Origin of the sequence: Vibrio sp. 10N.239.311.G01 (genome assembly GCF_041465805.1) — a bacterium.
In the GTDB taxonomy this organism is placed as follows: Bacteria; Pseudomonadota; Gammaproteobacteria; order Enterobacterales; family Vibrionaceae; genus Vibrio; species Vibrio crassostreae_C.
Map to the genome: position 1 here is coordinate 200,183 of NZ_JBFSRM010000005.1, position 25,070 is coordinate 225,252.

23 protein-coding genes and 1 tRNA gene are annotated in these 25,070 nt (G+C 44.0%); 17 read left to right on the top strand and 7 right to left on the bottom strand.

Annotated elements, in window-relative coordinates; translation table 11 throughout:
- The first annotated feature begins 34 nt into the window (after window positions 1-34).
- Genes AB6D06_RS06145 through AB6D06_RS06180 form a run of 8 tightly spaced genes read left to right on the top strand, consistent with a single transcriptional unit; the run spans window position 35 to window position 7,773 of the window.
- Complete coding sequence (locus AB6D06_RS06145) at window positions 35-538, top strand: thioesterase family protein (protein WP_017062279.1); 504 nt, start codon at window positions 35-37, stop codon at window positions 536-538.
- On the top strand, window positions 525-1,205 hold the full coding sequence (locus tag AB6D06_RS06150; protein WP_017064143.1) for an outer membrane lipoprotein carrier protein LolA: 681 nt from the start codon (window positions 525-527) through the stop codon (window positions 1,203-1,205). Before AB6D06_RS06145 ends, AB6D06_RS06150 begins: the two co-directional genes overlap by 14 nt.
- Window positions 1,177-3,549 (top strand): MMPL family transporter, encoded by a 2,373-nt coding sequence (locus tag AB6D06_RS06155; RefSeq protein ID WP_372110036.1) that lies wholly within the window; start codon window positions 1,177-1,179, stop codon window positions 3,547-3,549. Before AB6D06_RS06150 ends, AB6D06_RS06155 begins: the two co-directional genes overlap by 29 nt.
- Window positions 3,546-4,169 carry a DUF3261 domain-containing protein gene (locus AB6D06_RS06160; RefSeq protein ID WP_102428628.1) on the top strand — a complete coding sequence of 208 codons (624 nt, stop codon included), beginning with the start codon at window positions 3,546-3,548 and terminating at the stop codon, window positions 4,167-4,169. Before AB6D06_RS06155 ends, AB6D06_RS06160 begins: the two co-directional genes overlap by 4 nt.
- A 5-nt stretch (window positions 4,170-4,174) precedes the next feature.
- On the top strand, window positions 4,175-5,374 hold the full coding sequence (locus tag AB6D06_RS06165) for a beta-ketoacyl-[acyl-carrier-protein] synthase family protein (RefSeq protein ID WP_102428627.1): 1,200 nt from the start codon (window positions 4,175-4,177) through the stop codon (window positions 5,372-5,374).
- A complete protein-coding gene (locus tag AB6D06_RS06170; RefSeq protein WP_102428626.1) occupies window positions 5,367-5,831 on the top strand; it encodes a hotdog family protein in 465 nt (154 codons plus the stop codon). Before AB6D06_RS06165 ends, AB6D06_RS06170 begins: the two co-directional genes overlap by 8 nt.
- Window positions 5,828-6,553: a 3-ketoacyl-ACP reductase FabG2 gene (locus AB6D06_RS06175; RefSeq protein ID WP_017062285.1), complete on the top strand. Its 726-nt coding sequence runs from the start codon at window positions 5,828-5,830 to the stop codon at window positions 6,551-6,553. Before AB6D06_RS06170 ends, AB6D06_RS06175 begins: the two co-directional genes overlap by 4 nt.
- Window positions 6,550-7,773 (top strand): beta-ketoacyl-ACP synthase, encoded by a 1,224-nt coding sequence (locus AB6D06_RS06180; protein WP_017062286.1) that lies wholly within the window; start codon window positions 6,550-6,552, stop codon window positions 7,771-7,773. The genes AB6D06_RS06175 and AB6D06_RS06180 overlap by 4 nt, the downstream gene beginning before the upstream one ends.
- 84 nt (window positions 7,774-7,857) lie before the next feature.
- Here AB6D06_RS06180 and gltX read toward each other — a convergent pair whose 3' ends face one another.
- On the bottom strand, window positions 7,858-9,285 hold the full coding sequence (gene gltX, locus AB6D06_RS06185; RefSeq protein WP_017064147.1) for a glutamate--tRNA ligase: 1,428 nt from the start codon (window positions 9,283-9,285) through the stop codon (window positions 7,858-7,860).
- A 300-nt stretch (window positions 9,286-9,585) separates the two neighbouring features.
- Here gltX and AB6D06_RS06190 point away from each other — a divergent pair, with 300 nt between their 5' ends.
- Together AB6D06_RS06190 and AB6D06_RS06195 are read left to right on the top strand one after the other, a co-directional pair.
- Entirely contained in the window at window positions 9,586-12,390 is a 2,805-nt protein-coding gene (locus AB6D06_RS06190; RefSeq protein ID WP_372099490.1) for a copper-translocating P-type ATPase, read from the top strand.
- The gene (locus AB6D06_RS06195; RefSeq protein ID WP_372110037.1) at window positions 12,380-12,820 is read left to right on the top strand and encodes a DUF411 domain-containing protein; all 441 of its coding nucleotides are present in this window, start codon (window positions 12,380-12,382) and stop codon (window positions 12,818-12,820) included. The genes AB6D06_RS06190 and AB6D06_RS06195 overlap by 11 nt, the downstream gene beginning before the upstream one ends.
- A gap of 261 nt (window positions 12,821-13,081) precedes the next feature.
- Here AB6D06_RS06195 and AB6D06_RS06200 read toward each other — a convergent pair whose 3' ends face one another.
- Complete coding sequence (locus AB6D06_RS06200) at window positions 13,082-13,774, bottom strand: oligogalacturonate-specific porin KdgM family protein (protein WP_017064150.1); 693 nt, start codon at window positions 13,772-13,774, stop codon at window positions 13,082-13,084.
- A 533-nt stretch (window positions 13,775-14,307) separates the two neighbouring features.
- Window positions 14,308-16,959, bottom strand: coding sequence for a beta-N-acetylhexosaminidase (locus tag AB6D06_RS06205; protein WP_372099493.1), 2,652 nt, complete (start codon window positions 16,957-16,959; stop codon window positions 14,308-14,310).
- 404 nt (window positions 16,960-17,363) lie between these two features.
- Between AB6D06_RS06205 and AB6D06_RS06210 the strand changes: the two genes are divergently transcribed.
- Together AB6D06_RS06210 and AB6D06_RS06215 are read left to right on the top strand one after the other, a co-directional pair.
- Window positions 17,364-18,242: a TraB/GumN family protein gene (locus tag AB6D06_RS06210; RefSeq protein WP_029235194.1), complete on the top strand. Its 879-nt coding sequence runs from the start codon at window positions 17,364-17,366 to the stop codon at window positions 18,240-18,242.
- Between the two features lie 131 nt (window positions 18,243-18,373).
- Window positions 18,374-18,796, top strand: coding sequence for a hypothetical protein (locus AB6D06_RS06215; protein WP_102321503.1), 423 nt, complete (start codon window positions 18,374-18,376; stop codon window positions 18,794-18,796).
- 84 nt (window positions 18,797-18,880) lie between these two features.
- Here AB6D06_RS06215 and AB6D06_RS06220 read toward each other — a convergent pair whose 3' ends face one another.
- Genes AB6D06_RS06220 through AB6D06_RS06230 form a run of 3 tightly spaced genes read right to left on the bottom strand, consistent with a single transcriptional unit; the run spans window position 18,881 to window position 20,631 of the window.
- Window positions 18,881-19,717: a CsgG/HfaB family protein gene (locus AB6D06_RS06220; protein WP_102428681.1), complete on the bottom strand. Its 837-nt coding sequence runs from the start codon at window positions 19,715-19,717 to the stop codon at window positions 18,881-18,883.
- 16 nt (window positions 19,718-19,733) lie between these two features.
- Window positions 19,734-20,144: a curli assembly protein CsgF gene (locus AB6D06_RS06225; protein ID WP_102333662.1), complete on the bottom strand. Its 411-nt coding sequence runs from the start codon at window positions 20,142-20,144 to the stop codon at window positions 19,734-19,736.
- Between the two features lie 10 nt (window positions 20,145-20,154).
- Window positions 20,155-20,631, bottom strand: a complete 477-nt coding sequence (locus tag AB6D06_RS06230) for a curli production assembly/transport protein CsgE (RefSeq protein ID WP_017064155.1) — start codon at window positions 20,629-20,631, stop codon at window positions 20,155-20,157.
- Window positions 20,632-20,944: 313 nt separating this feature from the next.
- On the opposite strand from AB6D06_RS06230, the gene AB6D06_RS06235 reads away from it, so the two are divergent.
- The 3 genes from AB6D06_RS06235 (at window position 20,945) to AB6D06_RS06245 (ending at window position 23,662) form a co-directional block, all read left to right on the top strand.
- Window positions 20,945-21,556, top strand: coding sequence for a hypothetical protein (locus AB6D06_RS06235; protein ID WP_017064156.1), 612 nt, complete (start codon window positions 20,945-20,947; stop codon window positions 21,554-21,556).
- An 85-nt stretch (window positions 21,557-21,641) separates the two neighbouring features.
- Window positions 21,642-22,499, top strand: coding sequence for a curlin (locus AB6D06_RS06240; RefSeq protein WP_102428680.1), 858 nt, complete (start codon window positions 21,642-21,644; stop codon window positions 22,497-22,499).
- A 494-nt stretch (window positions 22,500-22,993) separates the two neighbouring features.
- Window positions 22,994-23,662 (top strand): LuxR C-terminal-related transcriptional regulator, encoded by a 669-nt coding sequence (locus AB6D06_RS06245; protein ID WP_017064159.1) that lies wholly within the window; start codon window positions 22,994-22,996, stop codon window positions 23,660-23,662.
- A gap of 102 nt (window positions 23,663-23,764) precedes the next feature.
- Here the strand turns inward: AB6D06_RS06245 and AB6D06_RS06250 are convergent.
- Window positions 23,765-23,841 (bottom strand) — tRNA-Pro (locus tag AB6D06_RS06250).
- A 255-nt stretch (window positions 23,842-24,096) separates the two neighbouring features.
- On the opposite strand from AB6D06_RS06250, the gene AB6D06_RS06255 reads away from it, so the two are divergent.
- Together AB6D06_RS06255 and smrA are read left to right on the top strand one after the other, a co-directional pair.
- Complete coding sequence (locus AB6D06_RS06255) at window positions 24,097-24,237, top strand: DUF3149 domain-containing protein (protein ID WP_017062321.1); 141 nt, start codon at window positions 24,097-24,099, stop codon at window positions 24,235-24,237.
- 170 nt (window positions 24,238-24,407) lie between these two features.
- The gene (smrA, locus tag AB6D06_RS06260) at window positions 24,408-24,989 is read left to right on the top strand and encodes a DNA endonuclease SmrA (RefSeq protein ID WP_017062320.1); all 582 of its coding nucleotides are present in this window, start codon (window positions 24,408-24,410) and stop codon (window positions 24,987-24,989) included.
- Window positions 24,990-25,070 lie beyond the last annotated feature (81 nt).

Sequence of the window (25,070 nt, forward strand, 5' to 3'; positions counted from 1 at the left end):
CCAACCCTTTACGCAATATTGTTGAGAGCGATTTATGTCTGAAATCCTTCACCCATTACAATCTGAGGTGACGCTTATCACCTCATTCCAAGATGCCGACCCAATGGGCGTGATCTATCACGGCAACTACTTCCGATTCTTTGAAGAAGTTAGGCGCATCATGATGGATAAGATTGAGTACAACTACCATGAGATGAAGGATTCTGGCTACATGTGGCCTATCATCGATACCCGCGTGAAATACATTAAGGCGATACCGTTTAATCACAAGATTAAGGTAACGGCGAAACTCACCGAGTGGGAAAATCGCCTGCGCGTCGATTATGAAATTCATGATGCTCTAACCGGTGCTCGAATGACACGTGCTCACACCATGCAGGTTGCCGTCACCATCGAAGAACAAGAGATGTGCTTTGCCTCACCCAAAGTGTTTACTGACAAAGTCGAACACTGGCACCAATTTGGTTGCTTACCTCTAGCAACTGAACATCAAACACAAACCTCTAACCCACAGCAGGTGAACCATGAATCTGTTTAAACGCAGTCGCAAATACATCAATATCGCGCTAATTGGACTTACTGCGATGATGGCAAGCGGCCTTGTAAGCGCCAAAGAAAACTCTGCTGCTGTCAATTCTATTTCAGAGCTGCAGACGGTGCTCAGCGAAAATAGTATTGTGCGTGGTGAGTTCACTCAAACACGCAATATGGAGATGTTCGCCCAGCCTTTAACGTCACAAGGTACATTTCTGTTAGACAAATCAAGTGGCTTACTCTGGACACAAACCACTCCGTTTCCCGTGAACTTAGTGCTCACCGATAACAAACTGAGCCAAAGGTTTGCCGATCAACCCGCAAAAATCATCACCGACAAAGAAAATCCAATGGCGTTTTATTTCAGCCATATCTTCTTGTCAGTGTTTCATGGGGACACGCAAAAACTTCAGGAACAGTTCGCACTCAATTTTGAGCCCGCAACTAACACCAGCTCTGATGAAAATGTACAAGCATGGACACTGACTCTAAAGCCCAAAAATGCACCGATGAATGCGGTGTTTGAGGCTATCACGCTGCAAGGCAACAGCGATATTGAACGTATTGAGTTGAAAGAGATTCGTGGAGATAGCACAGTGATCGAATTCAGTCAGTTAAGCCATCTACCGGAAGTATTATCAGATGCTGAAGCGAAACAATTCCAACTCTAGTCTTGCCCTTGTTTGGCTTGTTGTTGTAATGCTGTTTAGCGGGTTGTTGATAAAACAATTCGCTTTTTCTTCGTCGGTACCCATTGAAAGCAACATCCTAAAGTTACTACCAGAAAACCAGCAAGACCCAATGGTAGAGCAAGCCTTTCAGCAGATATCCAGCTCGATGAGCGAGCAAGTGGTGTTTATCATCAGCGCCCCCGACATCGAACAAACCATGGTTGCGACCGACGCTTTTGAAAAAGCTCTCAACCAAAGAGCCTTTTCAAGTCAGCCAACTCTGTTTCAGCAAGTTCAAGGCAAAATCAGCGCCAGCACCCAAAGCCAGTGGAGCGATTTCTACTTTCGTCACCGAGCTCAACTGCTTACCCAGCAACAAAAAGAGACGCTGACCCACTCGCCTGATTCACGAGCTCAATATGTGATTCAGTCTCTGTACAATCCATTCTCAGGCGTCACTGCAGCAGAGTTATCTCTCGACCCATTCTTGTTATTTCGCGACTACATCAGTGCTATTGGCGTCCAATCAAGTAACTTTGTTCTGAAAGAGGGCTATCTCACGGCCCAGTCGAATGAGCAAACTCATATTTTAGTCACGGCTACTCTGGCGGAATCACCTTATAGCTTGGCGATTCAAGAACAACTTCCAGATCTTGATTCAATTGAGCGCGAGGTCGAAAAACAATTTGGCGTCAAGGTGCAGCATACTGGTGTGGTGTTCTACGCCAATTACGGTACCGAAAGCGCGAAATCAGAAATCAGTACCATTGGTTTGGGCTCATTGGCAGGCGTTATTTTATTGGTGTGGCTGACATTTCGTAGTGCGCTACCACTTGCCTTATCTTTACTCTCAATCAGTACAGGATTATTGGTTGCACTGGCAAGCACTATCGCTATCTTTGGTAAGGTGCATCTATTCAGCTTGGTGTTTGGCGCTAGCTTGATTGGCGTATCCATCGATTACTCTTTTCACTATCTCACTGACCGTTTGGCCGCAGGAAGCCACTGGCAGAGCGATAAAGGCCTAAAGCATATTTTCATTGCCATCACTCTAGGTTTAATCACCAGCTTAATCGGATACTTAGGGCTACTGGTTGCGCCATTCCCAGGCTTGCAGCAACTGGCTCTGTTTTCGTCGATTGGACTGATCGCAGCTTACGCCAGTGTGGTGTGCTGGTACCCCGTTTTAGCGGTAAAACCAGGCCAAGAGCGCCCTCTTCCCCTGTCGAAACTTTGGCATACTTGGTTAAGCCTTTGGAGCAACCAAAAATTTAGAATTGGCTTACCGTTAACAGTGACTGTCGTTAGCTTGATGTCACTCAGTCAAATTCGTTACGACGACGATATTCGCCAGCTTCAGGCTATGCCCGAACAACTCAAACAACAAGAGCAAGCCATTACTGAGATATCAGGGTTAGGCAGTGGTCAAAATATGCTTTTGGTCACAGCTCAGAGCGACCAAAAGCTACTCAAAAAATTGACAGAAATCACCACAAGCTTAGATTCGCTGGTCAATAGCCAAGGTATCTCCGGGTATCGCAGCATCAATCAACACTTGTTAAGTAAACAAGAACAGCATGATAACTATCAGTTGGTTGAACAACTCTATAGTCAACAAAGCCATATATTACAAAGCTCTCTCGGTTGGTCTACGTTTCCAGAACTACCAAAATTCGAACCAATCACGGTATCTGGATTTTTGGAGTCTCCAGTCTCAGAGCCTGTTCGACCACTTTGGTTAAAACCTATCGACGGGCAAGCAGCGTCGGTCATTTTGATAAAAGACGTCACTGATGCTGAGCTGTTCTCACAGTGGTTGGAGTCAGATTTTGCTCAGAAGCAAGGTGTGAAACACCTCAATAAAGCGGATGAAATCTCCTCTCTTTTTGCTGAGTACCGCGTCAAGATTACCGAGCTGTTATTGATAGCATTGGCAGCTATTGGCATGCTGTTAGGCTGGCGCTATGGTGTGAAGCAAAGCCTGTTAATGCTGTTGCCTTCATTGATTGCAGGCGTAGCAGGTTTGGCGGTCACGGGCATTTTAGGCTCGACACTGAACCTATTTAACCTGCTTGGTTTGATTCTGATTTTAGGGATTGGCATAGACTACACCCTGTTCTTTGCTGAGCAAAAGAAATCGCTGAGCACCTTATTAGCGATCACCTTGTCAGGTCTCACAACACTACTTTCATTCGGCTTACTGTCGCTGAGCCAGACTCATGCTATTCATAGCTTCGGGGTGACGGTTCTGACAGGGATCTTTGTCGCTTGGCTGCTTTCTCCACTCGCGATCAACAGTAGTAAAAACGTAGAAGGACCAATTACTCGAGAGGCTTTTAGATGATCCAGACATTAAAGGTAACCTTCGTCACACTAGTGGGTATTCTACTTACTGCCTGCTCGATGGTTTCTCAGCAACCGAGTGGTGCCAGTGTGTCTATCGACAATGACACCGAGCTAGCACTACCAATGCCAGCTGAACTAGGGTATTCCCTCACGGCCAGTCAGCTGATTAGCGCCACGTGGGAAACCGACACACAGCAGCTTCCTGTTCAAGTCGAAGTCACAGCGGATAAAGTCGTGTTAGCGGGTTTTTCCTCTTGGGGAACGCGCATCCTATCGCTGCAATATCAAAATCAAGCCATTGAAACGCAAGTGCTATCTGGCCTTGGCGCGACTTTACCGCAACCCGAACAGGTGCTTTTTAATTTAATGCTGACTCTATGGCCAATTGAAGCATGGGCTCAGTCTCTGCAAGGCATAGGTTGGCATTTGGTCGATACAGATAACAGCCGCACAGTGTTTAATGACAAAAAGCAGGCAATCATCCGAATTGATTACCAAGCCGAACCGAATACACACAAAACGGCAGGCAACATTGTTTTTAAACATTTGACCCAAGGCTACACCATTACTATACAAACGTTGGATTCAACGATTGTCGATAACCCAAGTAAGAGCTAAACACTATGCCTATTTATATCCAAGACTGTGGTTTCCACTCAGCGCTAGGCTCAAGTATTACTGACATTCATAGCTGCCTAAAAGGCGAATGTGAACCAAACATGGTTGAAGTGAGCGATATGCTGAACGACGGCAAACACACTGTCGTTGGCAAAATCGCAGGTGAGCTACCAGAGGTTCCATCCACCCTCGTGAAGTATGCCACTCGCAACAATCAGCTGGCGTTGTCAGCTCTCAACCAAATCAAAGATTCTATTGAACTTGCCAAGGCACAGTTTGGCGCAGACCGTATTGCTGTTGTTATAGGCACCAGCACCTCTGGTATCTCCGATGGTGAAGCGGCCTTCAAACAAAAACTGACAAACGGTGAGTTTCCAGAAGATTACCATTACTCAAAACAAGAGCTTGGTGACACTTCTGAGTTCATTAGCCAATACTGCGCGTTAACAGGACCAAACTACGTCATCTCTACGGCTTGCTCATCCAGCGGCCGCGTGTTTCTGACCGCCCAGCGCTTGTTAGATTCAGGCATGTCTGATGCCGTGTTAGTCGGTGGCGTGGATACCTTGTGTAAGCTGACACTCAATGGTTTCCATGGTCTTGAAGCCCTTTCAACCAAACATTGTAAGCCATTTAGCGAATCTCGAGATGGCATCAATATTGGTGAAGCAGCCGCATTTATGTTGCTCAGTAAAACCAAGATCAAGCGTGTTCATTCTACTCAAAACACACCTCAAATTGCCTTATTAGGCTGTGGTGATAGCTCTGATGCACACCACATTTCAGCGCCTCACCCTGAAGGCAATGGTGCTGAACAAGCAATGAAAAAAGCGTTACATTCTGCACAGTTAAACGCAGAAGACATTGGTTATATCAATGCACATGGTACAGCAACGCCACTCAATGACTCGATGGAAAGTAAAGCCATTCATCGTATTTTTGCAAACAAGGTTCCCGTCAGTTCTACCAAACCGCTGACCGGGCATACTCTAGGCGCAGCAAGTGCGATTGAGGCTGCAATTGCGTGGCATATTTTGAAATATGACTTACCGCTTCCCTTACAAAAATGTCAGGATAAAGCTGAAGATATTGAGATTGATTTGGTAAACTGTTCACAGAAACTTAAAGCAAAGAACATCTTAAGCAACTCGTTTGCTTTTGGTGGCAACAACATTAGCCTGATTTTTGGTGTAGTAAATGACTGATATCCCTTCTGTAGACCAACTTCTCCCTCACGATGATCCGATGATATTAATCGATCGTGCTATCAGCGTAGAGGCGTTGTCGACCCACTGTCAGGTCGATATTGGTGACCATAATCTGTTCTTTGACGCCGAATCTCAAACGGTACCAGCATATGTTGGAATCGAGTTTATGGCGCAGTCTGTAGCGGCATGGTCTGGATATCACGCACTTAAAAACGGCACCACGCCCCCAATCGGATTCTTACTCGGCTCTCGTCGCTATAAATCACTGTGTGATGAGTTTACTCAAGGTCAGACCCTTGATATCTACGCCGAACAGATGATGGAAGACAGCGGTATGGCTGTGTTTACCGCAAGAGTCGAAGACCGAGGTGAGTTAGTGGCTCAATGCCAACTCAACGTCTACGTGCCGACCGAACAAAAATTACAAGAAATGAAAACTAGGAGCCCATCATGAGCCGTCAGGTTTTAGTCACTGGTGCCAGTAAAGGTATTGGTAAAGCGATCGCTATTCAACTCGCGAAAGACGGGTTTGAAATCGCCGTTCATTACATGGGTGACAAGCAAGGTGCTGAAGAGACGCTAAAGTCGATCACCGAACTGGGTGGCGCTGGACGTCTTATTCAATTTGATATCAGCAAACGAAGCGAGTGTCGCGAAAAGCTTGAGTCTGATATCGCTGAACATGGTGCTTACTATGGTGTAGTGAACAACGCGGGCATTACTCGTGACACTGCATTCCCCGCGATGACGGAAGAAGAGTGGGATGGTGTGATCCATACCAACCTAGATAGCTTCTACAACGTACTTCACCCTTGTGTAATGCCTATGGTTCAAAAGCGTAAAGGTGGCCGTATCGTCACTCTAGCGTCGGTATCCGGCATTATGGGTAACCGTGGTCAAACTAACTATGCTGCAGCAAAAGCGGGGGTGATTGGCGCAACTAAGTCTCTTGCTCTAGAACTCGCAAAACGCAAGATCACGGTAAACTGTGTCGCTCCTGGCTTAATTGACACAGGTATGGTTGACGAGCACGTGAAAGATCATGCACTTCCTCAAGTACCACTGCGCCGTATGGGTGAGCCGGAAGAAGTAGCCGGCCTAGTCAGCTACCTAATGTCTGATATTGCAGGCTACGTAACTCGCCAAGTGATTTCAGTAAATGGAGGCTTAGTATGACCCGCCGCGTTGTTGTAACTGGAATGTCTGGTGTTACTGCTTTTGGTAACGACTGGCAACAGATAGAGCCTAAGCTAAAGGCCTGTGAAAATGCGACTCAATATATGCCAAGCTTCGAGCAATATGATGGTCTCAACACAAAACTTGCCGCGCCTATTGATGACTTCCAACTGCCTAAACACTACAAGCGTAAGCAAGTGCGTGGCATGGGCCGTGTATCACGCCTAGCTACCGTTGCGACTGAGAATGCATTGGAGCAAGCCGGCTTAATTGGTCACGATGTATTGACCAATGGCGAAACTGGTATCGCTTACGGCTCTTCAACTGGCAGTACCGATGCGGTTGGTGCTTTCGGAGTAATGCTGAACGAGAAGTCGACACGAGCAATCACAGCAACCACTTACGTTCAAATGATGCCACACACAGCCGCGGTAAACGTAGGTCTGTTCTTTGGTCTGCGTGGCCGCGTGATTCCCACCAGCAGCGCCTGTACTTCAGGAAGCCAAGCCATTGGTTACGCCTATGAAGCGATCAAGCATGGTTACCAAACCGTAATGGTTGCCGGTGGTGGTGAAGAGTTATGCCCAACTGAGTCTGCCGTTTTCGATACCCTTTTCGCTACCAGTTTAAAAAACGACACACCCAAGAAATCCCCTAGCCCATACGACAGCGAGCGTGATGGCTTGGTTATCGGCGAAGGCGCTGGAACCCTGATCCTTGAAGAGTACGAACATGCTGTTGCTCGTGGCGCAAAGATCTACGCAGAAATCATAGGTTTTGCGAGCAACTGTGATGCGGCTCATGTGACTCAACCTCAGATGGAAACCATGCAAATCTGTATGGAGAAAGCATTGAGAGACGCACAACTTCCAGCTGAGAAGATTGGCTATGTTTCTGCGCACGGTACTGCGACTGAAAAAGGTGATATTGCAGAGAGTAACGCGACAGCGAATATCTTTGGTGAAGTACCAATCAGCTCTCTTAAGAGTTACTTTGGCCATACGCTTGGTGCGTGTGGTGCAATTGAAGCGTGGCTCAGCCTAGAGATGATGCATAGCGGTTGGTTCAGCCCAACCCTAAACCTTAAGAATGTCGATGAACAGTGCGGCAAGCTCGATTACATCACGGGCTCAGGTCGCGAATTGGATGTTGAATACTTGATGAGCAACAACTTTGCTTTTGGTGGAATCAACACCTCTATCATCTTCAAGAAAGTCTAAGCTTAGCTACATAAAACGCTAAGTAAATAAAAAGGGCCAGTAACCAAGTTACTGACCCTTTTTTGATTCTATCAATCGCTCAAATTAAGCGTTAGCTTCACGCTCAGCGATGAACTCAAGAGCCATCTTGATACGAGCGATTACGCGCTCTTTACCAACAAGCTCCATCACTGCATCAACAGAAGGAGACTGACCGCCGCCTGTTACTGCTACGCGAAGTGGCATACCGATTTTACCCATGCCGATCTCTAGCTCTTCACATACAGCTGCAATTACACCATCTTTGATGTTTGCAGTAGTGAAATCTTCAAGTGCTTCAACCTTAGCAAGAGCAAGCTCTAGTGGGCCTTTAGCAACACCACGTAGGTGCTTCTTCGCTGCACCAGCTTCAAACTCAGAGAAATCTTCGTAGAAGTAACGAGATTGCTCAGCAAGTTCGATAAGCGTGTTACAACGCTCGCCAACTAGCTTGATCACTTCAGTGATAGCTGGGCCATTTGTTGTATCGATCTTCTGTGCGTCTAGGTGCCATTGCAGGTATTTAGCAACGTACTCAGGCTCAGAAGTCTTGATGTAGTGGTTGTTCAACCAAAGTAGCTTATCAGTGTTGAATGCAGAAGCAGACTTGCTGATAGCCTTCAGGCTGAAGAATTCAATCATCTCTTCTTGAGAGAAGATCTCTTGGTCACCGTGAGACCAGCCTAAACGAACTAGGTAGTTGTTTAGTGCATTTGGTAGGTAACCTTCGTCGCGGTATTGCATTACAGAAACAGCACCGTGACGCTTAGAAAGTTTCGCACCGTCATCACCAAGAATCATTGCACAGTGAGCGAAAGTTGGAACTGGCGCGCCTAGTGCTTCATAGATGTTGATTTGACGAGGTGTGTTGTTGATGTGGTCTTCACCACGAACAACGTGTGTAATACCCATATCCCAGTCATCCACTACAACTACGAAGTTGTATGTTGGTGCACCGTCTGTACGACGAATGATTAGGTCATCAAGTTGGCTGTTCGCGATTTCAATGCGACCACGGATTTGGTCATCAAATACTACGCTGCCTTCTTTAGGGTTACGGAAACGGATAACGCATGCATCACCTTCTTTTGCTGCTTCGTTTGCTGCAACAATTTTAGGGTGGTTAGCATCGTAACGAGCCATCTCTTTGTTTTCTTCTTGCTCTGCACGAATTTCATCAAGCAGTTCTTTAGACGCGTAGCATTTGAATGCTTTGTCTTCAGCAAGTAGCTTATCAACCATTTCGTTGTAACGGTCAAAACGCTTAGATTGGTAGTAAGGACCTTCATCCCATTCCATACCCATCCATTGCATGCCTTCTAGAATTGCATCAACCGCTTCTTGAGAGTTACGCTCAAGGTCCGTGTCTTCGATACGTAGAACGAATTCACCACCTTGGTTCTTAGCGAATAGCCAAGAGTAAAGTGCAGTACGTGCACCACCAACGTGAAGATAGCCAGTTGGGCTAGGAGCAAAACGAGTTTTAACCGTCATTTAAATACCTTGATTATGTAGGTGATTCTTTTAGTGCTCGCCATTACAAGGCCTGCAATAGTCAAACATCACTAAATTTTGGGCGCTATTTTATCACCACCGCTTAAATCTACAATCAGTAGTGAATGATTAATGCGCTGTTGTTGTACGAAAGCCGTTATTGAAAGGCCAATTACGCCCTTAAAGTCGTAAATAGATAGTCTTAGCAAGTAGATTATAGCCGCACATTCTTAATTTCCCTCTTCCATTCCAAACTGAAACCACCAGCTAGCACTCCACCAAGATCAAATTCTTGAATTTATGTTTGACCTTACCCTTACGGGAAGGTTTATGTTAGGCGTAGATGAGAATTGGAGTATCGATATGAACTACTACACAACGGCGCTCAACGGCCTAAATTGCATGGGTTGCGCGAAGAAAGTTCGCACACTGTTTAGCGATCTCGACAGCACGATGATTAATGACATATCGCCGACCTACATCGATATTTCGACTCCATTTAGTTACATTCAGCTCAACGAACAGTTAGCAACGCTTGGCTATTCTATGGGTAATCAGCTGCACCTTTCGCTATCCGGTCTGAGTTGCGGCAAGTGTGTGAGCAAACTGACTAAAGCGCTTGAACAAACTGAGCAAGCCTTAAACCTAGAAGTCAGCAAACAGGAATTATCACTGGTTACTCTGCTTTCTGAGTCTGAGGTGATTAAGCTGGTCGAAAGCCTGGGTTACCACGCAGCTCCCTACTCAGAAACGAATGACCTTTCATCGAGTTCAGATTTAGAAGACGAACAAGCAGATAAAAAGAGTGAAGATAAAACCGCAGCTAGCCAATATACCTATCACCTTGTTCTTGAGGGGATGACTTGTGCGAGTTGTGTCTCTTCGATAGAGAAAGCACTGAAAAAGAATGAGTTTGTCGACCAAGCTCAGATCAACCTTGCCGAACAAACTGCCTTGGTTTTCACCTCCAAAACACGTGATCTCATTGAAAACAAGCTCATCGAATCAGTCAAAGCTGCGGGGTATGGCGCCGAGTTTGTTGATGATGCGGCAACACAACAACAAAAACAGCAAGAGCAACAACTTCGCACTCAACAGGCCTTCCTAAAAAATTCAGTGAGTGCGCTACTGCTTGGGGCACCGCTAATGGCATGGGGCGTGTTCGGCGGCAGCATGACCATTACTACATTTAACGACCAACTGGCTTGGGGATTCATTGGTGTGGTTTGTTTAGTGTTGTTAGCCACTTCTGGACGCAGCTTCTTCACCAATGCTTGGCAATCCTTGATGCATAAACGCGCGACCATGGACACGCTAGTAGCTTTGGGTACAGGCGCAGCATGGTTCTACTCAATGTTGGTTGTGCTCATTCCATCGTGGTTCCCTGAAGCTTCTCGTCATGTCTATTTTGAAGCAAGTGCGATGATTGTTGGCCTTATTTCTTTAGGTCACTACATTGAAGCCAAAGCCAAAGCACGCACCACTAAGTCTTTACAGGCGCTGATAAACTTACAGCCTCAAAAAGCGGTGGTTATCGTCGATGGTAAAGAGCAAACCATCGCCGTAGAGGCCATCCAAGTTGGCATGCAAGTTCGAGTAAAGCCGGGAGAAAAAGTCCCTGTCGATGGTGTCGTGGTTTCGGGTGAATCTTATATCGATGAATCGATGCTGACTGGCGAACCACTGCCCAACGTTAAATCGATTAATGATGGCGTTTCAGCAGGAACCATTAATGGTGATGGCAGCCTGATCATTGAAGCGACGGGAATTGGCTCAAGCACTATGCTGGCTCGGATCATTCAAATGGTTCGCCAAGCGCAAAGCAGCAAGCCTGCGATTGCTAAGCTTGCCGACTCTATCTCTGCCGTTTTCGTTCCAGTTGTGGTTGCGATCGCAGTTTTTGCCGCCCTAGTTTGGTTTTTTGTTGGCCCACAACCCAGTGCAAGCTACATGCTTGTGGTATCGACTACCGTGCTGATCATCGCTTGTCCATGTGCCTTAGGCCTTGCGACACCACTTTCAATTACTGTCGGCGTTGGCAAAGCCGCTGAGTTTGGCGTTCTGATCAAAGATGCCGATGTGTTGCAATCTGCAAGCAAAATTGATGCTGTCGTGTTTGATAAAACAGGCACATTGACCCAAGGAAAACCAACCGTTCAACAGGCCTTTTACCCTAATCTAACGGAACGGGAATTACTGGCTTACGCTTATTCAGTGGAAGTAGGATCTGAGCACCCACTCGCCAAAGCCGTTTGTCAGTATGCCGAAAACCTAGAAGTTTCAGCACTCCCACACAGCGACTTTGAAAACCGCCGAGGCCTTGGAGTACAAGCCAACATTAACGGAAAACACGTCCAAGTCGGCTCTCTTAAATACCTAACCCAACTTGGTATTGATACTCAAATAGGCCGTGACTTTATCGAACTTTGCCGTACACAAGCATGGACGCCAATCTTCGTAGTCATCGACCAAAAACTGGTAGGCATATTAGGCATTTCAGACGCATTAAAAATAGATAGCACACAAGCCATTGCTCAACTAAAATCCGCCGGAATTCACACTGTGCTATTAACAGGCGACAACGATTCTGTTGCTCAAGCGATTGGCAAAAGCGTCGGTATTGATGAGGTTATCTCGGAAGTACTACCAGAGCAGAAAGCTCAGCATATTGTTCAGCTTCAACAACAATATAAGAGTGTGGCTATGGTTGGAGATGGCATTAACGATGCACCAGCGCTTGCTCAGGCCGACATAGGTATCGCAATGGGCAGTGGCAGTGATGTTGCGATTGAAAGTGCACAAATGACACTCCTCAACTCGTCGCCACTGTCTGTAAGTAACGCGATAGAACTGTCCCAAGCGACCGTGAGAAACATGAAGCAAAACCTATTTGGTGCCTTCATCTACAACTCGCTTGGCATTCCTATTGCGGCCGGTCTGCTCTACCCGTTTTTTGGATTTTTGCTTAGCCCAGTAGTTGCAGGTGCAGCAATGGCGATGTCGTCAATTACTGTGGTAAGCAACGCCAACAGGCTGAGATTGTTCAAACCCACTCATTCTAATATCAATAATAACCATATTCATGAGGTTAACCATGATTCGTAAAGTTATGACTCTTACTGCACTCGCTGCAATTTCAGGACAGGCTTTGGCTACTGATGTGCTAAACCACAAATCTCCATACTGCGGCTGCTGCACAGAATGGACTGAACATATGCGAGATGCTGGGTTCGATGTTACTGAGAAGCTCCACGATGATATGAACCCAATCAAGCAGAAACTAGGGATAACACAAGAGCTAGCCTCTTGCCACACTGCAGAGATCGACGGATACGTATTTGAAGGACACATTCCAGCAGATGACATTAAAGCCTTTCTAGAAAACCCACCACGTAATGCGATTGGTTTAGCGGTTCCGGGTATGCCAATGGGTTCGCCAGGCATGGAATATGGCGATAAGAAAGACGAGTATTCTGTGTATGCGTTTAATGAAAAAGGTCAGGTGTTTGAATACCGTCACTACAACGGGAAATAGAACCTAAACAGACCAACACACAGCAATAAAAAGAAGTCATAAAAATAGAGCCTAGCATTCAGTAATCCCAAGACTGTGGTTTACTTGCTAGGCTCTTTGCTTTTGGACAGTAAAGCAAATCTTGTCGCGGCACCAACCGGGCTGTTAGTACCGCTATGTTCCCCTCGCTAATTAGCTAGCAAGCTATTTAGCAAAAAGCTATTTAGCGAAGAAGCTCACTCGGCTAATAATCTAATAGACTAAGCAACCAAGCGAATCAGCTTAGAAGCCGTAAGAAGCACCGAATACGAATGCGTTGTTCTGCTTAGAATCGCCGTTCGCGAAGTCTACGCCGTTAGCTTGGCTACGGAATTCAAAGTAAGGTTGAACACCTTGACGAGTCCATGTTGCACGTAACTCGTGGTCCATCGCTTCAGCATCAATCATGTATACGTTGTTGTAGCTAAGCGCTAGGTCAGCATTCACTGTGTAAGCAATGCGGTTATCCATGCGGTAGTCTGTGTCAGCGTTAGCAGAAGTATCATCAATGTGTGCACGAGTACGGTTGCTAATAGAGATACCGTTGTCGAAGTTGTAACCGATCTTAACTAATGGACGGAACTGAATGCTTTCACCCGCAGAGAATAGATGTTGGTAACCAGCAGCAACCCATAGGTTGTCAGTGATATTGAAAGATTGCTCACCACCTACAGTGATACCAGGAGTAGTATTACCTGCGCCGCCATTTTCAGATTCAAGTTTGCCCAGTTGGATACCATCAAACTCAGAATAAACCGTGAAGCCGCCTAGAGAGTTGTCAAACGTGTGACCAGCTTCTAGCGTAGAAGTCATGTCAGAACCGTGGATACGGCCATCGTCATGAATTTGGATGTTACCCGTTACGTAAGAAGAACCAGCAAAAGCACTAGAAGCGAAAGCAAGAGAAAGAGCACTTAGAGCGATAATTTTTTTCATAGTAAACTGCCTTAGTTTAATTTTTTCAGCGGCACATCTTCGGTACATCATTCACCTTCACCGCTTGAGTAGTTGGTAGCCTCCCTGGCATGAAATCTATGTTGCTCGAATTAATTCGCGTTTAAAAATAAAAGGGACAGCAGAGTGATCCCTCTCACTATCAAAAAAAGACAAGTTATTTAAAACTTTAAAATCAACAACTTAAAAACATAAAAATTGATAAAAAACTTAAGATGGAAAAATATACAGATCGGGATCACGTTATTTCACGAAGAAAAATTAGATCTAGATAGTTGAATCACATCTGATTTAGAGTTTTTTACAGGGGGCTTATTTTTTGAAGAGAATAATGAGAAGCGCGTCACTTTTGGGATTAAAGTCACCTTATGTGCATTGTTGATGATATTACCAAAGGCGATTTCTATATGTTTCAGTTTTGGATATGCACCTAATTCGCTGTAAACAAAAAGAGCTCCCGTTTTATCTTGAATAAGATAAAGGTCAGGAGCTCTTCTACTAATAGTGCTTATCGATTATTTAACTGAGGTCACTCGACTTACTTTCTCACCACTTTCTGAAATAGAGCGGATGTAAGTCTCACCAGAAACTGATGGACGTTGTTGCTCATCGTATGTTAGCCAGTTTTCGCCATCAGCAGAGTATTGCAGCTCTACACCTGGGAATTGAACGTTCATCGCTAGCTTACCGTCAACAACCTTCGCACCTGGAACTGGTAGTCGGTAATCAATACCCGCTTTTTCTAGCTTAGCTAGCTCACGTTGACCAAGAATATTCGCGAAGCGATTAAAGTCGCTGTTCAACGCTTGCTTATTCACTAAGTTAGTTTCTTGAGAGTATTCAACACCAACCTTGTAGTCGTTTTCCCAATCTGCTCGGTGCCATGCGCGCTCTGCTGCTGCCAATACGCGAGGGAACACCATGTATTCATATTGCTCGTCAGTACGTACTGTTTCTGACCAAAGTTGAGCTGACAGACCGTAGAAAGGTTTCGCTTCAACCTCACCTTTACCAGTAAAACTATTGCCATCACGGTCTAATGATGTTTCTGCGTTTTGTGGCATGTTTTCTGGTGCGAAGCCAAACATCTTACGAGTATCGGTTGCACGTGTTGCCCAGTAGTAACCACGCTCAGCTGCATCAACTTCGTATGGCATATCCATGTATACGTAGTCTGGGTTAGAGACAATCACGTCATACCCTTTTGCTGACCAATCGTATACTGATGAAGTTCCGCCCCAGTAAAGAACGTCCCAGAAGTTCACGCGTGTACTTTCGGTCGCAAATGCTTCCTCGCCTTCGCTGTATTTCAGACCATCTTGCCATGCTTGGAAGTGGGGAATACCCTTCTCAGCAACAATCTTAGAAACCTGTTCTGCGAAGTGGCTTGGTAGATGACCGAAATCGCTTACAGTACCATCAGCGATCAATGACTGACATTGTGGTGATTGTTGGAACGGCTTATCTTGCTTAGACAAATCGATGTTGCCTTTCCAAGCCACTTTATCTTCTGCATTAATATCTTGTAAGCCTGCGCCTAACTTGATGTTTTTCGCTTCATCGCCGCCGAAGTGCCAAGTCGTTAGCGGTACGCCCGCTTCTTGGTGCATTGCCGCCACTTCAGAGATTACTTTATCGACGAAGTGAGTTGATGACTCCATACATGGGTTAATGAAGCTTTGCTTATCGTAGAACTGAACCGTGGTTACATTCGATGTATCTTGCGGATCCATCAAGCGGTATTCGTTCGCTTCTGCTTCTTTGCCTTCCGCCATGAGACGAGTGTAACGCGCTTCCATTGATACCACAGCTGAACGAGCGTGTGCTGGCATATCAATTTCAGGGATAACTTCGATGCTGCGCGCTTTAGCGTAGCTTAGGATCTCGACGTAATCCGCTTTACTAAAGAAACCAGAGCCAAAGTTGTCTGTTGTTGGACCAGAACCTAGCTGAGGCAGTAAGCAGCTTTGTTCATCCAAATCAAAACAACGATTAGACCCTACATCCGTTAGCTCTGGTAAACCTGGAATTTCTAAACGCCAACCTTCATCATCCGTTAGGTGAAGGTGCAGTTTATTCATCTTGTATGCCGCCATTTGATCTAGCGTTGCTAGGATGGCATCTTTTGAGTGGAAGTTTCGAGCAACGTCCACCATCACACCACGATAATCAAAGCGCGGCGCATCTTTAATTGACAGTTGTGGTAATGATTCAGCGTTCTGACTATCTATTAGGCCAAAAATAGACTGAACTGCGTAGAAAGCACCCGTTTTATCAAACGCTTTAATTGCAATCCCCTCTTCCGAGATGCTTAGTTCATAAGCGCCAGATTTCGCTAAATCACCCGTAAACTGAGTAGGAACAACAGCGACACTCACAGGTAGGTCGCCACTCACATCTACGTTTACCACATCTGCACGTTCTTCAATTGCAGCGAACTGATCAGCGTCGAATGCGTCGTTTGGTAAAGCAATACCACCAGCAATACTTACAGAACCTTCACCCGCTTCTACCGACATTGGCGTTGGTAGTAAAGTAGTTGATACGTCTTGCGTTGCTAGATCAGCATTCTTTTCAAAACGCGTCACCGCTGTCGCCATTACGTTATTATCATCAGGCGTACGCTTAAGGTTATTACCCTCTAGACCAGTTACGAACGATGCAACATCTTCTGTATTCAATGATGCAATCATCTTAGGTTCTGCGTTTGGCGCCGTCACGAATGCACCTGGCATAAAGTCAGTTTCAAACAGTTGCCAGTATTCACTCGTTAACGGAAGAACCACTTCTTCACCAGCCGCAAAGCCGTCAAATTTTTCAGTAGGTTCTAGCTTGTGAAGGTCACCAGTAACGCGAGTGATCTTAAATTGCTCATTATCAACATCTAAAATAAGACGAATACTGTGGAAGTAGATGCTCCAATCTTTAGAGTCAATCGCTTCACCGTCATTGGTTAGCGTCATGTTCACTTTATTACATGACGCCCATTCAGCACCTAGGTCCTGACAAGCCAAGCCTTCATTCGCACCATGATTAGTTAGAATTTCGTACTGAACATCAAGATTATCAGCCAGTGCATTCACTACTTTTTGTTCTGGTGCTTGCGTTACTGCACAACCTGTTAGGCCAGCCAATACCGCTACAGATAGTAAGTTTCTCTTCAACATCGTATTCACCCATAAATTAAAAATTGAGTAAGAAGCAAAATGGAGCGCTTCGAAAGTTAGATAAACTATATGGGCTTATTTTTTACCGTGAATTAAATCGAGCTAATAAAGTGATCGGCTTCAAATCTCAAAAATATTGATAAATTTAATTTAAATAAAATCATCAAGTTACAAGCAACGGCACTTCCGTCATTTTAATTTTGACGTAAAATTTGAGAAATGAATCACAATCTTTTTTACCGATTTCATAAAATCGTGTCATTGGTAGTCAGAAAGGATTTAGAGTTTCAGCGTATTATTATACTTTTAGTACAAACAACGTGACATTGTTCTCAAAAAAAACCGTTAAAAAACACCGTCAAAATCGATTTTGACGAGTTTAATACTTCCTTAAGGAGCTCCCTTTGCGTCCACTCTGGTACATGGTTTTATTCGTTCTCGCTTTTTCAGCTAGGCAAGCGGTCGCCGAGCCCCTTTATTGGCAAGCACAAAAGGATGATCTGACACTCACTATCTTAGGTTCAGTGCACGTTGGAGACGAGAGTATGTACCCCCTTCCTTCGGCGATCACCGACGCGCTAAAAAACAGTGATGGCTTAATTATCGAAACGGATATCAGAAAGTCTGATGGCGTTGTATATCCCCGCAACAAACTCACGACTGCCGATGTACTCAATACAGAACAGCTGCAATTATTAACCGACATATCAAAATCATTGGGCATGCCGACGCAACAACTGCTTCGCTCACCGCCTTGGGCAACTTCTCTCTCCATACAAATGCAGCAGTTAAAAAACCTTGGTTATGGCTCCGCCAGCGGCGTTGATGCGACGCTAGCGAACAAAGCGACTACCCAAGATGTTCCGGTTATCAGTTTGGAGCCTCTGCAATTCCAAATAGACCTGATGACAAAACAAAAGGACGACGGTAAAGAGTGGTTAGTCAGTAGCCTTGAAGAATTTGACCAAACTGATCGCGTGGTTCATTGCCTGATTGAAAGCTGGAAAGCGGGTGATTTAGCGAAGCTGGAAGCCTTCTCAGAACTGTCAGAGATGTCGCCTGAACTTGAGAAAGCATTCTTAACCGATCGCAACATAGACTGGGCAAACAAACTATCCTCCAATGATTGGAAGCTTAAGACTAAAGGGAACTACATGATAGTAGTTGGTACCTTGCACCTAATTGGAGAAGGTAACCTTATACAGTTATTAGAAAAGAAAGGCTTCAGTGTCATTCAGCAATCACAAAGCCAATCAGCCCAATGTCAATTTGAGACTAGCTAAAAAAGCTAACGATGCTCAACCTCATTTTGTTTTCGTTATAAAAGCATTTCCTTAATAACAGAATCTTTACATTTAATAGCACCATTGCAGTGCTATTATCTTTCGCTCTTTTTACCTATGGCGTTGTTCTAATGAAACCAGTACTTTTTGCTTTCCCTTTAGCCCTCACGATGCTGATGCCCTCAATAGCCTCAGCCAAAGAAACATGCACCATCGAACAGTTTCAGGCGATAGACATACAACCGGATACCAAAGGCGGTGTATTAGATAAAGAAAGCGGACAGTTTTTGATTACAGAGAAACCACCGATGCGCTGCGCCAATATTACGTTCACAACATCTACAACACGAAACCGTATCGCAAGCCAAATGAACAACAATTTTGAAGCAAACTTTTACGACAACCAAACGGGAAGCTCTCACTCGGTGACGTTTGATGAAGATGAAATAAAGGCAGGTTACATTCGAATAGGCCCGAATAAGCCAGCGGAAGCGTATGTTTGTTTTGTTACCTCGGAAACACCGATAAAAGATATTACGTGCGATGTGAATTGATCATTGAGTTGCTTGAAGAAAAAAACAGGGCTAAGGGAAAGGTCCGTTTTCCGCATAGCCCTATTTTGCTGCTTACTCGGTTGCTTACAATATGTCGGCGCTCTCTTCGGAATAACGAGCAATAATTGGATTTTGTAGTGCATTAGGATCGCCCGGCGACCACATTCCACGCTTCATGCCTTTTACAATAAGATGTATTACCGCAGCATCAATCGCTGACATCACAGCGATATTAACGGGTTCATTTTGGCTGTAGCCCATTTCAACTTCTAATAGTTCTTTGTAGTCAACAAACCTGAATGCGCCGAATCCTATCTCATGTGATGAAATGGTTTTTGTCGTAGTCACACTCAACAGAACTTGCCCTGTTCTTACATCAACGGCTCTTAAGTTAACTGTCACTTGATCGGTTCTATACTGCCCTGAGCCACCAATGCCAAGATACTTCGCACCAGCCCCACCTGTAACAATATTAGAGTCATAAGCAACAATACCGCCTTCAATAACGATATTCGCAGAGCTCAACGATGTTAAGTCGGCTCCGTGATTGTTCACTACCTTGTCTTTTTTCTGAGCAGCACGAATGATCTTACGTTCCGTCAACAAGTTCTGGAGCCCTTCACGCTCTAGAGGAACAAACCACTGGGAATCTATCAATGCCGTGGTCAGTAAAGACGTTCCACCCTGTGGTACCGCTGTCGAAAAGTTACTGTTTGGCTGAGGTTTATACTGTCCCGTTTGATCTCTAAAATCATAAACCGAAACAAGTATTTTACCGCGAGGCTGAGGTAATGAGATCAGGTCCGTATAAGTCGATCCTCTCGGCATCAACTTTGGCGTTTCAGAAGTCTCTGGAATTTGCATAGAGTAAGTGCACCCTCCCAACACAAAGGTCAAGAAGACGATAATGATCGATTTCATAACACAATCCTTGTGATTAGAGGTCGGGGTTTAATCCAGAGACACTGATTTCTGTCGATTCCCCAGTCTCTTTATCGACGATTTGAACCAACAAAGTCCCGGAATCATCCACAATATTCAGGAAAAAATCATCAGTTTCCAACTGCCCCGTGTTTCCATTACCCACGTCAGCAAGCAATTGGCTAATTAAACGGGACTCTAAACTAGACGCTAAACGATCTAAGGCTGATTCTTGCTCATCAAAGATATCCCTTGCACTTGGGTCTTCATAATCATTGATAGCATTAGCGTGATTAAAAAGGTGAGAACTGTTTAAAGCGTTTCCGCCAAAACTTGGATTTACGGGCGTATAAACTAATTCGCTTGAGTAAACCGAAGGCGAAACTATCAGCGCAATGAGCGCGGCCTTTCTGAAAAATATCGACATCCTTGGCTCCTTAAAATTCATCATGGTCTAGATCGTAAGTGTCCTGAAAGATCCGTTCCGCTTGCCATCGGATGATGTAATTCCCAACCACTCGTGTTGCATCGGCAGCGCGTTCTTTCGCTTGTCTACGACCAGGGGACAACGCCGTACGGAAGATCGGTTTTCTAGAGTGTTGAACCTCTATGATGCTTCCTGATAACGCCGTTGGCCTTTCTTTTACCGTCAAATTTTCCTTAAGGTCGGGATAACTATCATTGAGCGATTGCGAGAAGAAAAAATAGAAATCCTCTCCCAACCGCGTAATGGTTCTGTCCACAATGATTCCATCGACTTCACTGAAGTCATTGAATTTTTCCTTAAGATTATTTGTCGAGTCCTCAAGTTTTTGTCCATTTTCTAAAGGAGCAGCATTTTCAAGACCATGACTCTTTTCTTCTGCATGAAGAGCAAAGGAAAGCAGAGTTATTGTAAGCAGCTTGATTTTCATATGTGCTCCCATTCAAAGTCTATTTACAAAATGAGAATGTGATTCGTTGAAACTGAATAAAGCGTAATTCATGCTTACAGTGGCATATATAAACTTTCGAATTAATTACTGAAGGGAATTGATTAACTAAGGTTGGTAGGATTCGGTCAAATACTAATTAAATTTCATATGAACAACTAAATATTTTCAACTTTAAGTTTATAGCTGTTCGTAAATTCAAGGCCTAGGATTTCGATAAGACAAAGGTTCACTCATTCCCTACGCAGTTTATTTTCGTAGGGATCATAATCACGAACACTTTAAGGTAAAGATGATGGTAATTGGGAAAGCATCACTTATCAGCTTAACTTGTTTATATTTTTTATCAGGAGGTTTTAATAATGCTATCGCGTCAGATATAGAAGGGGATTTTTTACATAATGTTAATCAAGATATAGTCAATGATTATAATTATTTAGAAAGCTTCTCTTCTGGAGATTTAGATAATTATTCAGAATTAAATATATCTAATGCTACTGATTCAATAGCAATAATAAAGCAACGCAGTCCTGGTATTACCGCGAACAACAGAGCGAAGATAACGCAAAGCGGAAGTTCTAACTCCGCATACATTGGTCAAACAGGGCGCAATAATACCGCCTTAATAGACCAGAATGGTTCAAATAACGATGCCGCAATTGGGCAACTCGGAGTAAATTCTGAAGCGCTTATTTCCCAAGACGGGAATAACAATTTAGCAGTTATCGGACAAGCTAACTTCTCAAGACAGAGTAGTCAGCTGAGCATTGACCAAAAAGGCAATGGCAATACTGCTTATTTGGTTGGTTCTGGAAGAAGTAATTTAGGAATTTCTCAAGACGGCAACGACTTTGCTTTAGTGAAAGCGTCTAGCTCAATGAGAATTCACATCAATCAAGCCAATTAGCGCGCAGTATGGAAAGCTTGATTCACCGTTGCTTCTCGATGAAGTAACAACATAGTCGACATGGAAATGTATAAGGATACAACTTATGAAAGTTACACAAATTGGAATTATAGTCGGTGCTATTCTGGGCTTTAATGCAGCATACGCAGATAATTTACCTGCTCCTTTTCCAGCCTCTGAGCCAGCGTTGGGGACAATAGAAGGAACAACCGATCTTGGCATATCATCGACAGTAGCCGGTATTCAACCTTTAGCGATGGATAATACTGCCGTTTGGCAAATGGGTAGTGGCGATAATGCCAATGTCACCATTAACCAGAACACGTCTGGTGTTACTGATGGGCATGTTGCACTAGTTGACACACATGCTAGCTATAACTCTGACGTAGTGGTTCAACAAGATGGCAATCTCAATGAAGCTCACGTTAAGTTACGCTATGTAAACAACAACGCCTGGGTTGATCAAGATGGTGTTAGTAACCAAGCCCAAATTACAGTTCAACCTTATGGTCGAAGCAATGATTTACGAGTTACACAAGTGGGTAACGAGAACATCTCTGTCGTCAATGCTCTAGGTGGTGCTGACTACAATGAAGCTGATGTGAATGTCTCTGGTAACTCCAATACAACCTATACCGAGTTTAGTAACGCGAGTGTTGATAATAATGATGTAGACATCGATATCAGCGGCGATAATAACTATGTTCAAACGATAGTCAACACCGATGTTGGTGGTGGCGACGATAACTATGTCGATATCGATCTCGTGAGCAGTAGCGATAACCGAGTATTCACGTTACAAACAGGATCTCATTCAGATGCCATTGTTAGCTTAACAAACAGCAGTTCAAACCAATTTATGATTGAACAAACCTCTTATGATACTGCTCTCGTTTCAGGTAATGGCGCAAGTGGTAATGTCGGTATAATTTATCAGAATTAATATGATAAAGAGTGCATATATTAAAACGGCGTTGATCGCCGTTTTATTTATTTCTTTCCATTTTAATGGATTTTCTTCTGATTTAAATTCAGTACAGTGCCTGATAAAAAATAAAAGTCTTATTCTGACCATAAATAACAGTGTGGCATCTTCATTAACGTTGAGTACGAACACCAACTCTAATTTCAACCAGAATACGAATAGTGGTATTACAACGTTGATTATTAATATAAATCAGTTTCCTGCCACTATAAAACTTCACCCAAACAAGGGGATCTGGAAAATTCATAAAGACTGTACAATCAATAAAATAAAACCATAAATCTCGGTAATTCCCTCTTTCTACTTAAGTATTATTTTACCTTCGACAATACTATTAAATTAATTTCATAAATTTGATGAATAATTAGCTTTAAAAATTAGCAAAATAACAATACGTGCTTTAAACTAAAACACCTAAAGTTCAAGTAATGAGTTAAGAAAAGGAGTTCCACATGGCTAAACTGGAGGCTCATAACGCCATTTTACTTGCGGAGAACAATTTACAATCGATACTACTAAAAGAGTCTATAGAACAGAAAGTTAACCTGAACATAAAACTCATATCACCGGAAAGGCTCAGTGCTAAATCCCTAAAAAACGATGACTTAGTTCTGATTATTATTGATTTCCCGACAATGAGTAAGCAATACATTGAGAAATACCAGGAGCTCAGAGATGACGTAGCAAGTGATGTCCATGAAGTGCTACTCAATACACCAGGCGATTTCCCGCACTCTGAAATGCTTAAATGGCAGTATCTTGTCGGCATTTTTTATACGTCGGACACGCTTGAAAAGCTCGTGGCCGGCTTTAACTGCATTTTGCAAGGCGAGATGTGGATGAGTAGAAAGCTCATTTACCAGTACATTAGCTTCTACAGAGAGAGGCAGTGCGCGAAAACCAGTCCTTATTACCTCAAGCTGACCAAACGCGAGCAGCAGATCATTAAGTTACTCGGTGATGGAGCATCTAACACTCAGATAGCAGATACCCTCTATGTCAGTGAGAATACGGTCAAAGCACACCTTCACAACACGTTTAAAAAAATCAAGGTGAAGAATCGCTTACAAGCTTTGATCTGGGTTAAGAACAACGTTGCGACAAATGAGTTTGTCCAATAGACCTAACTCTCTGCCCTCAACCATAAACAGTCAATGCAGTTAGAATGTGGAAATCCCAAATACAAAAAAGCCGTAGCATTTCTGCTACGGCTTTTTCTAATGTGGTCGGTGAAGAGGGATTCGAACCCCCGACCCTCTGGTCCCAAACCAGATGCGCTACCAAGCTGCGCTATTCACCGAGATATCTAACTGGCTCATTGCCTGTCGATGGAGCGTATAATACGGGTTCTGAATTTATCCGCAAGGGCTTTTTCTCATATTTATTGCGATTTTGAATCGTTCGAACAAAAGACATACAACAACGAGCATGATGTGACGAAAAACACACAGTTACCAACAAGTATTTAACTTATGAAACAGGATTGATCCAGATCAGTGAATTGATAATGCTTGTTAATACACTAAGCCATGTCATATAACTTTGAGGTATACACATGGACTTTTGGCTAGATCTCCTATTTGGTAATGCGGTGGGACTATCTTCAATGATAGTAATCTTCGGGGCTCTGGGTCTCATGATGTTTTATGGAGGCTTCTTCATATACAAAGTTATGACTGAAAAATCTCCTCACTAGAATCGCTCTGCCTAAATCATTTACTTTTAAGTATTCTTTTACTTTATAAGTAAATGTCAAAACGCTTTGCACCGGAGCAGACTTATTGTCTTCTCCGGTTTTTTCATTTTTAAACCTAACCTCAACTTAGGTATACTTACCCTATCCTTCTCCAACTTGAGATACACACTATGTCTCATGATGATGACTTAGATCTATTCCAAGAAATGATGGGCGATGTTAAACGTATCGACCATGACACCGCTGAACACCAGAAAGTACACCGAGTCACCGAATCTCACCTTGCTAAGCGTGAAGCCGCTATGTGGCTGTCTGACGACGAGAAAGACTACTTATCATTAGACTATTCGCCAATGATCAAGCCAGACGATGTTGTTGCTTATAAAAAAGACGGTGTACAAGAAGGCGTATACAAAAAGCTGCGCCTAGGAAAATACCCTATTCAAGCCAAGCTCGACCTTCATAGGAAAACACTGAAAGACGCACGTAACGAAGTGCTTTCATTTTTGCGTCAGTGTTTAAGAATGGATGTTCGTACCGTCATCATTGTTCATGGTAAGGGTGAGCGTTCGAATCCACCTGCAATGATGAAAAGCTACGTGGCAAATTGGCTAACACAAATCAACGACGTTCAATGTGTTCATTCTGCTCAGCAATTTCATGGTGGTACGGGCGCAGTCTACGTAATGCTCAGAAAGAGTAATGAGAAAAAGCTAGAGAACAGAGAGCGCCATCAAAAACGCACCAGTTAATAGGTTGAGATAGATAAATGGACTAGTAACGATTTTGCATCAAGATCGATATTTCGTGCCTAGACTCACACCAAGTGCTAA

What these genes read in the sequence shown, in the direction of transcription:
- AB6D06_RS06145 (WP_017062279.1), top strand. Translation starts at nt 35, where the DNA reads ATGTCTGAAATCCTTCACCCATTACAATCTGAGGTGACGCTTATCACC.
- AB6D06_RS06150 (WP_017064143.1), top strand. Translation starts at nt 525, where the DNA reads ATGAATCTGTTTAAACGCAGTCGCAAATACATCAATATCGCGCTAATT.
- AB6D06_RS06155 (WP_372110036.1), top strand. Translation starts at nt 1,177, where the DNA reads ATGCTGAAGCGAAACAATTCCAACTCTAGTCTTGCCCTTGTTTGGCTT.
- AB6D06_RS06160 (WP_102428628.1), top strand. Translation starts at nt 3,546, where the DNA reads ATGATCCAGACATTAAAGGTAACCTTCGTCACACTAGTGGGTATTCTA.
- AB6D06_RS06165 (WP_102428627.1), top strand. Translation starts at nt 4,175, where the DNA reads ATGCCTATTTATATCCAAGACTGTGGTTTCCACTCAGCGCTAGGCTCA.
- AB6D06_RS06170 (WP_102428626.1), top strand. Translation starts at nt 5,367, where the DNA reads ATGACTGATATCCCTTCTGTAGACCAACTTCTCCCTCACGATGATCCG.
- AB6D06_RS06175 (WP_017062285.1), top strand. Translation starts at nt 5,828, where the DNA reads ATGAGCCGTCAGGTTTTAGTCACTGGTGCCAGTAAAGGTATTGGTAAA.
- AB6D06_RS06180 (WP_017062286.1), top strand. Translation starts at nt 6,550, where the DNA reads ATGACCCGCCGCGTTGTTGTAACTGGAATGTCTGGTGTTACTGCTTTT.
- gltX (WP_017064147.1), bottom strand. Translation starts at nt 9,285, where the DNA reads ATGACGGTTAAAACTCGTTTTGCTCCTAGCCCAACTGGCTATCTTCAC.
- AB6D06_RS06190 (WP_372099490.1), top strand. Translation starts at nt 9,586, where the DNA reads ATGTTTGACCTTACCCTTACGGGAAGGTTTATGTTAGGCGTAGATGAG.
- AB6D06_RS06195 (WP_372110037.1), top strand. Translation starts at nt 12,380, where the DNA reads ATGATTCGTAAAGTTATGACTCTTACTGCACTCGCTGCAATTTCAGGA.
- AB6D06_RS06200 (WP_017064150.1), bottom strand. Translation starts at nt 13,774, where the DNA reads ATGAAAAAAATTATCGCTCTAAGTGCTCTTTCTCTTGCTTTCGCTTCT.
- AB6D06_RS06205 (WP_372099493.1), bottom strand. Translation starts at nt 16,959, where the DNA reads ATGTTGAAGAGAAACTTACTATCTGTAGCGGTATTGGCTGGCCTAACA.
- AB6D06_RS06215 (WP_102321503.1), top strand. Translation starts at nt 18,374, where the DNA reads ATGAAACCAGTACTTTTTGCTTTCCCTTTAGCCCTCACGATGCTGATG.
- AB6D06_RS06220 (WP_102428681.1), bottom strand. Translation starts at nt 19,717, where the DNA reads ATGAAATCGATCATTATCGTCTTCTTGACCTTTGTGTTGGGAGGGTGC.
- AB6D06_RS06225 (WP_102333662.1), bottom strand. Translation starts at nt 20,144, where the DNA reads ATGTCGATATTTTTCAGAAAGGCCGCGCTCATTGCGCTGATAGTTTCG.
- AB6D06_RS06230 (WP_017064155.1), bottom strand. Translation starts at nt 20,631, where the DNA reads ATGAAAATCAAGCTGCTTACAATAACTCTGCTTTCCTTTGCTCTTCAT.
- AB6D06_RS06235 (WP_017064156.1), top strand. Translation starts at nt 20,945, where the DNA reads ATGGTAATTGGGAAAGCATCACTTATCAGCTTAACTTGTTTATATTTT.
- AB6D06_RS06240 (WP_102428680.1), top strand. Translation starts at nt 21,642, where the DNA reads ATGAAAGTTACACAAATTGGAATTATAGTCGGTGCTATTCTGGGCTTT.
- AB6D06_RS06245 (WP_017064159.1), top strand. Translation starts at nt 22,994, where the DNA reads ATGGCTAAACTGGAGGCTCATAACGCCATTTTACTTGCGGAGAACAAT.
- AB6D06_RS06255 (WP_017062321.1), top strand. Translation starts at nt 24,097, where the DNA reads ATGGACTTTTGGCTAGATCTCCTATTTGGTAATGCGGTGGGACTATCT.
- smrA (WP_017062320.1), top strand. Translation starts at nt 24,408, where the DNA reads ATGTCTCATGATGATGACTTAGATCTATTCCAAGAAATGATGGGCGAT.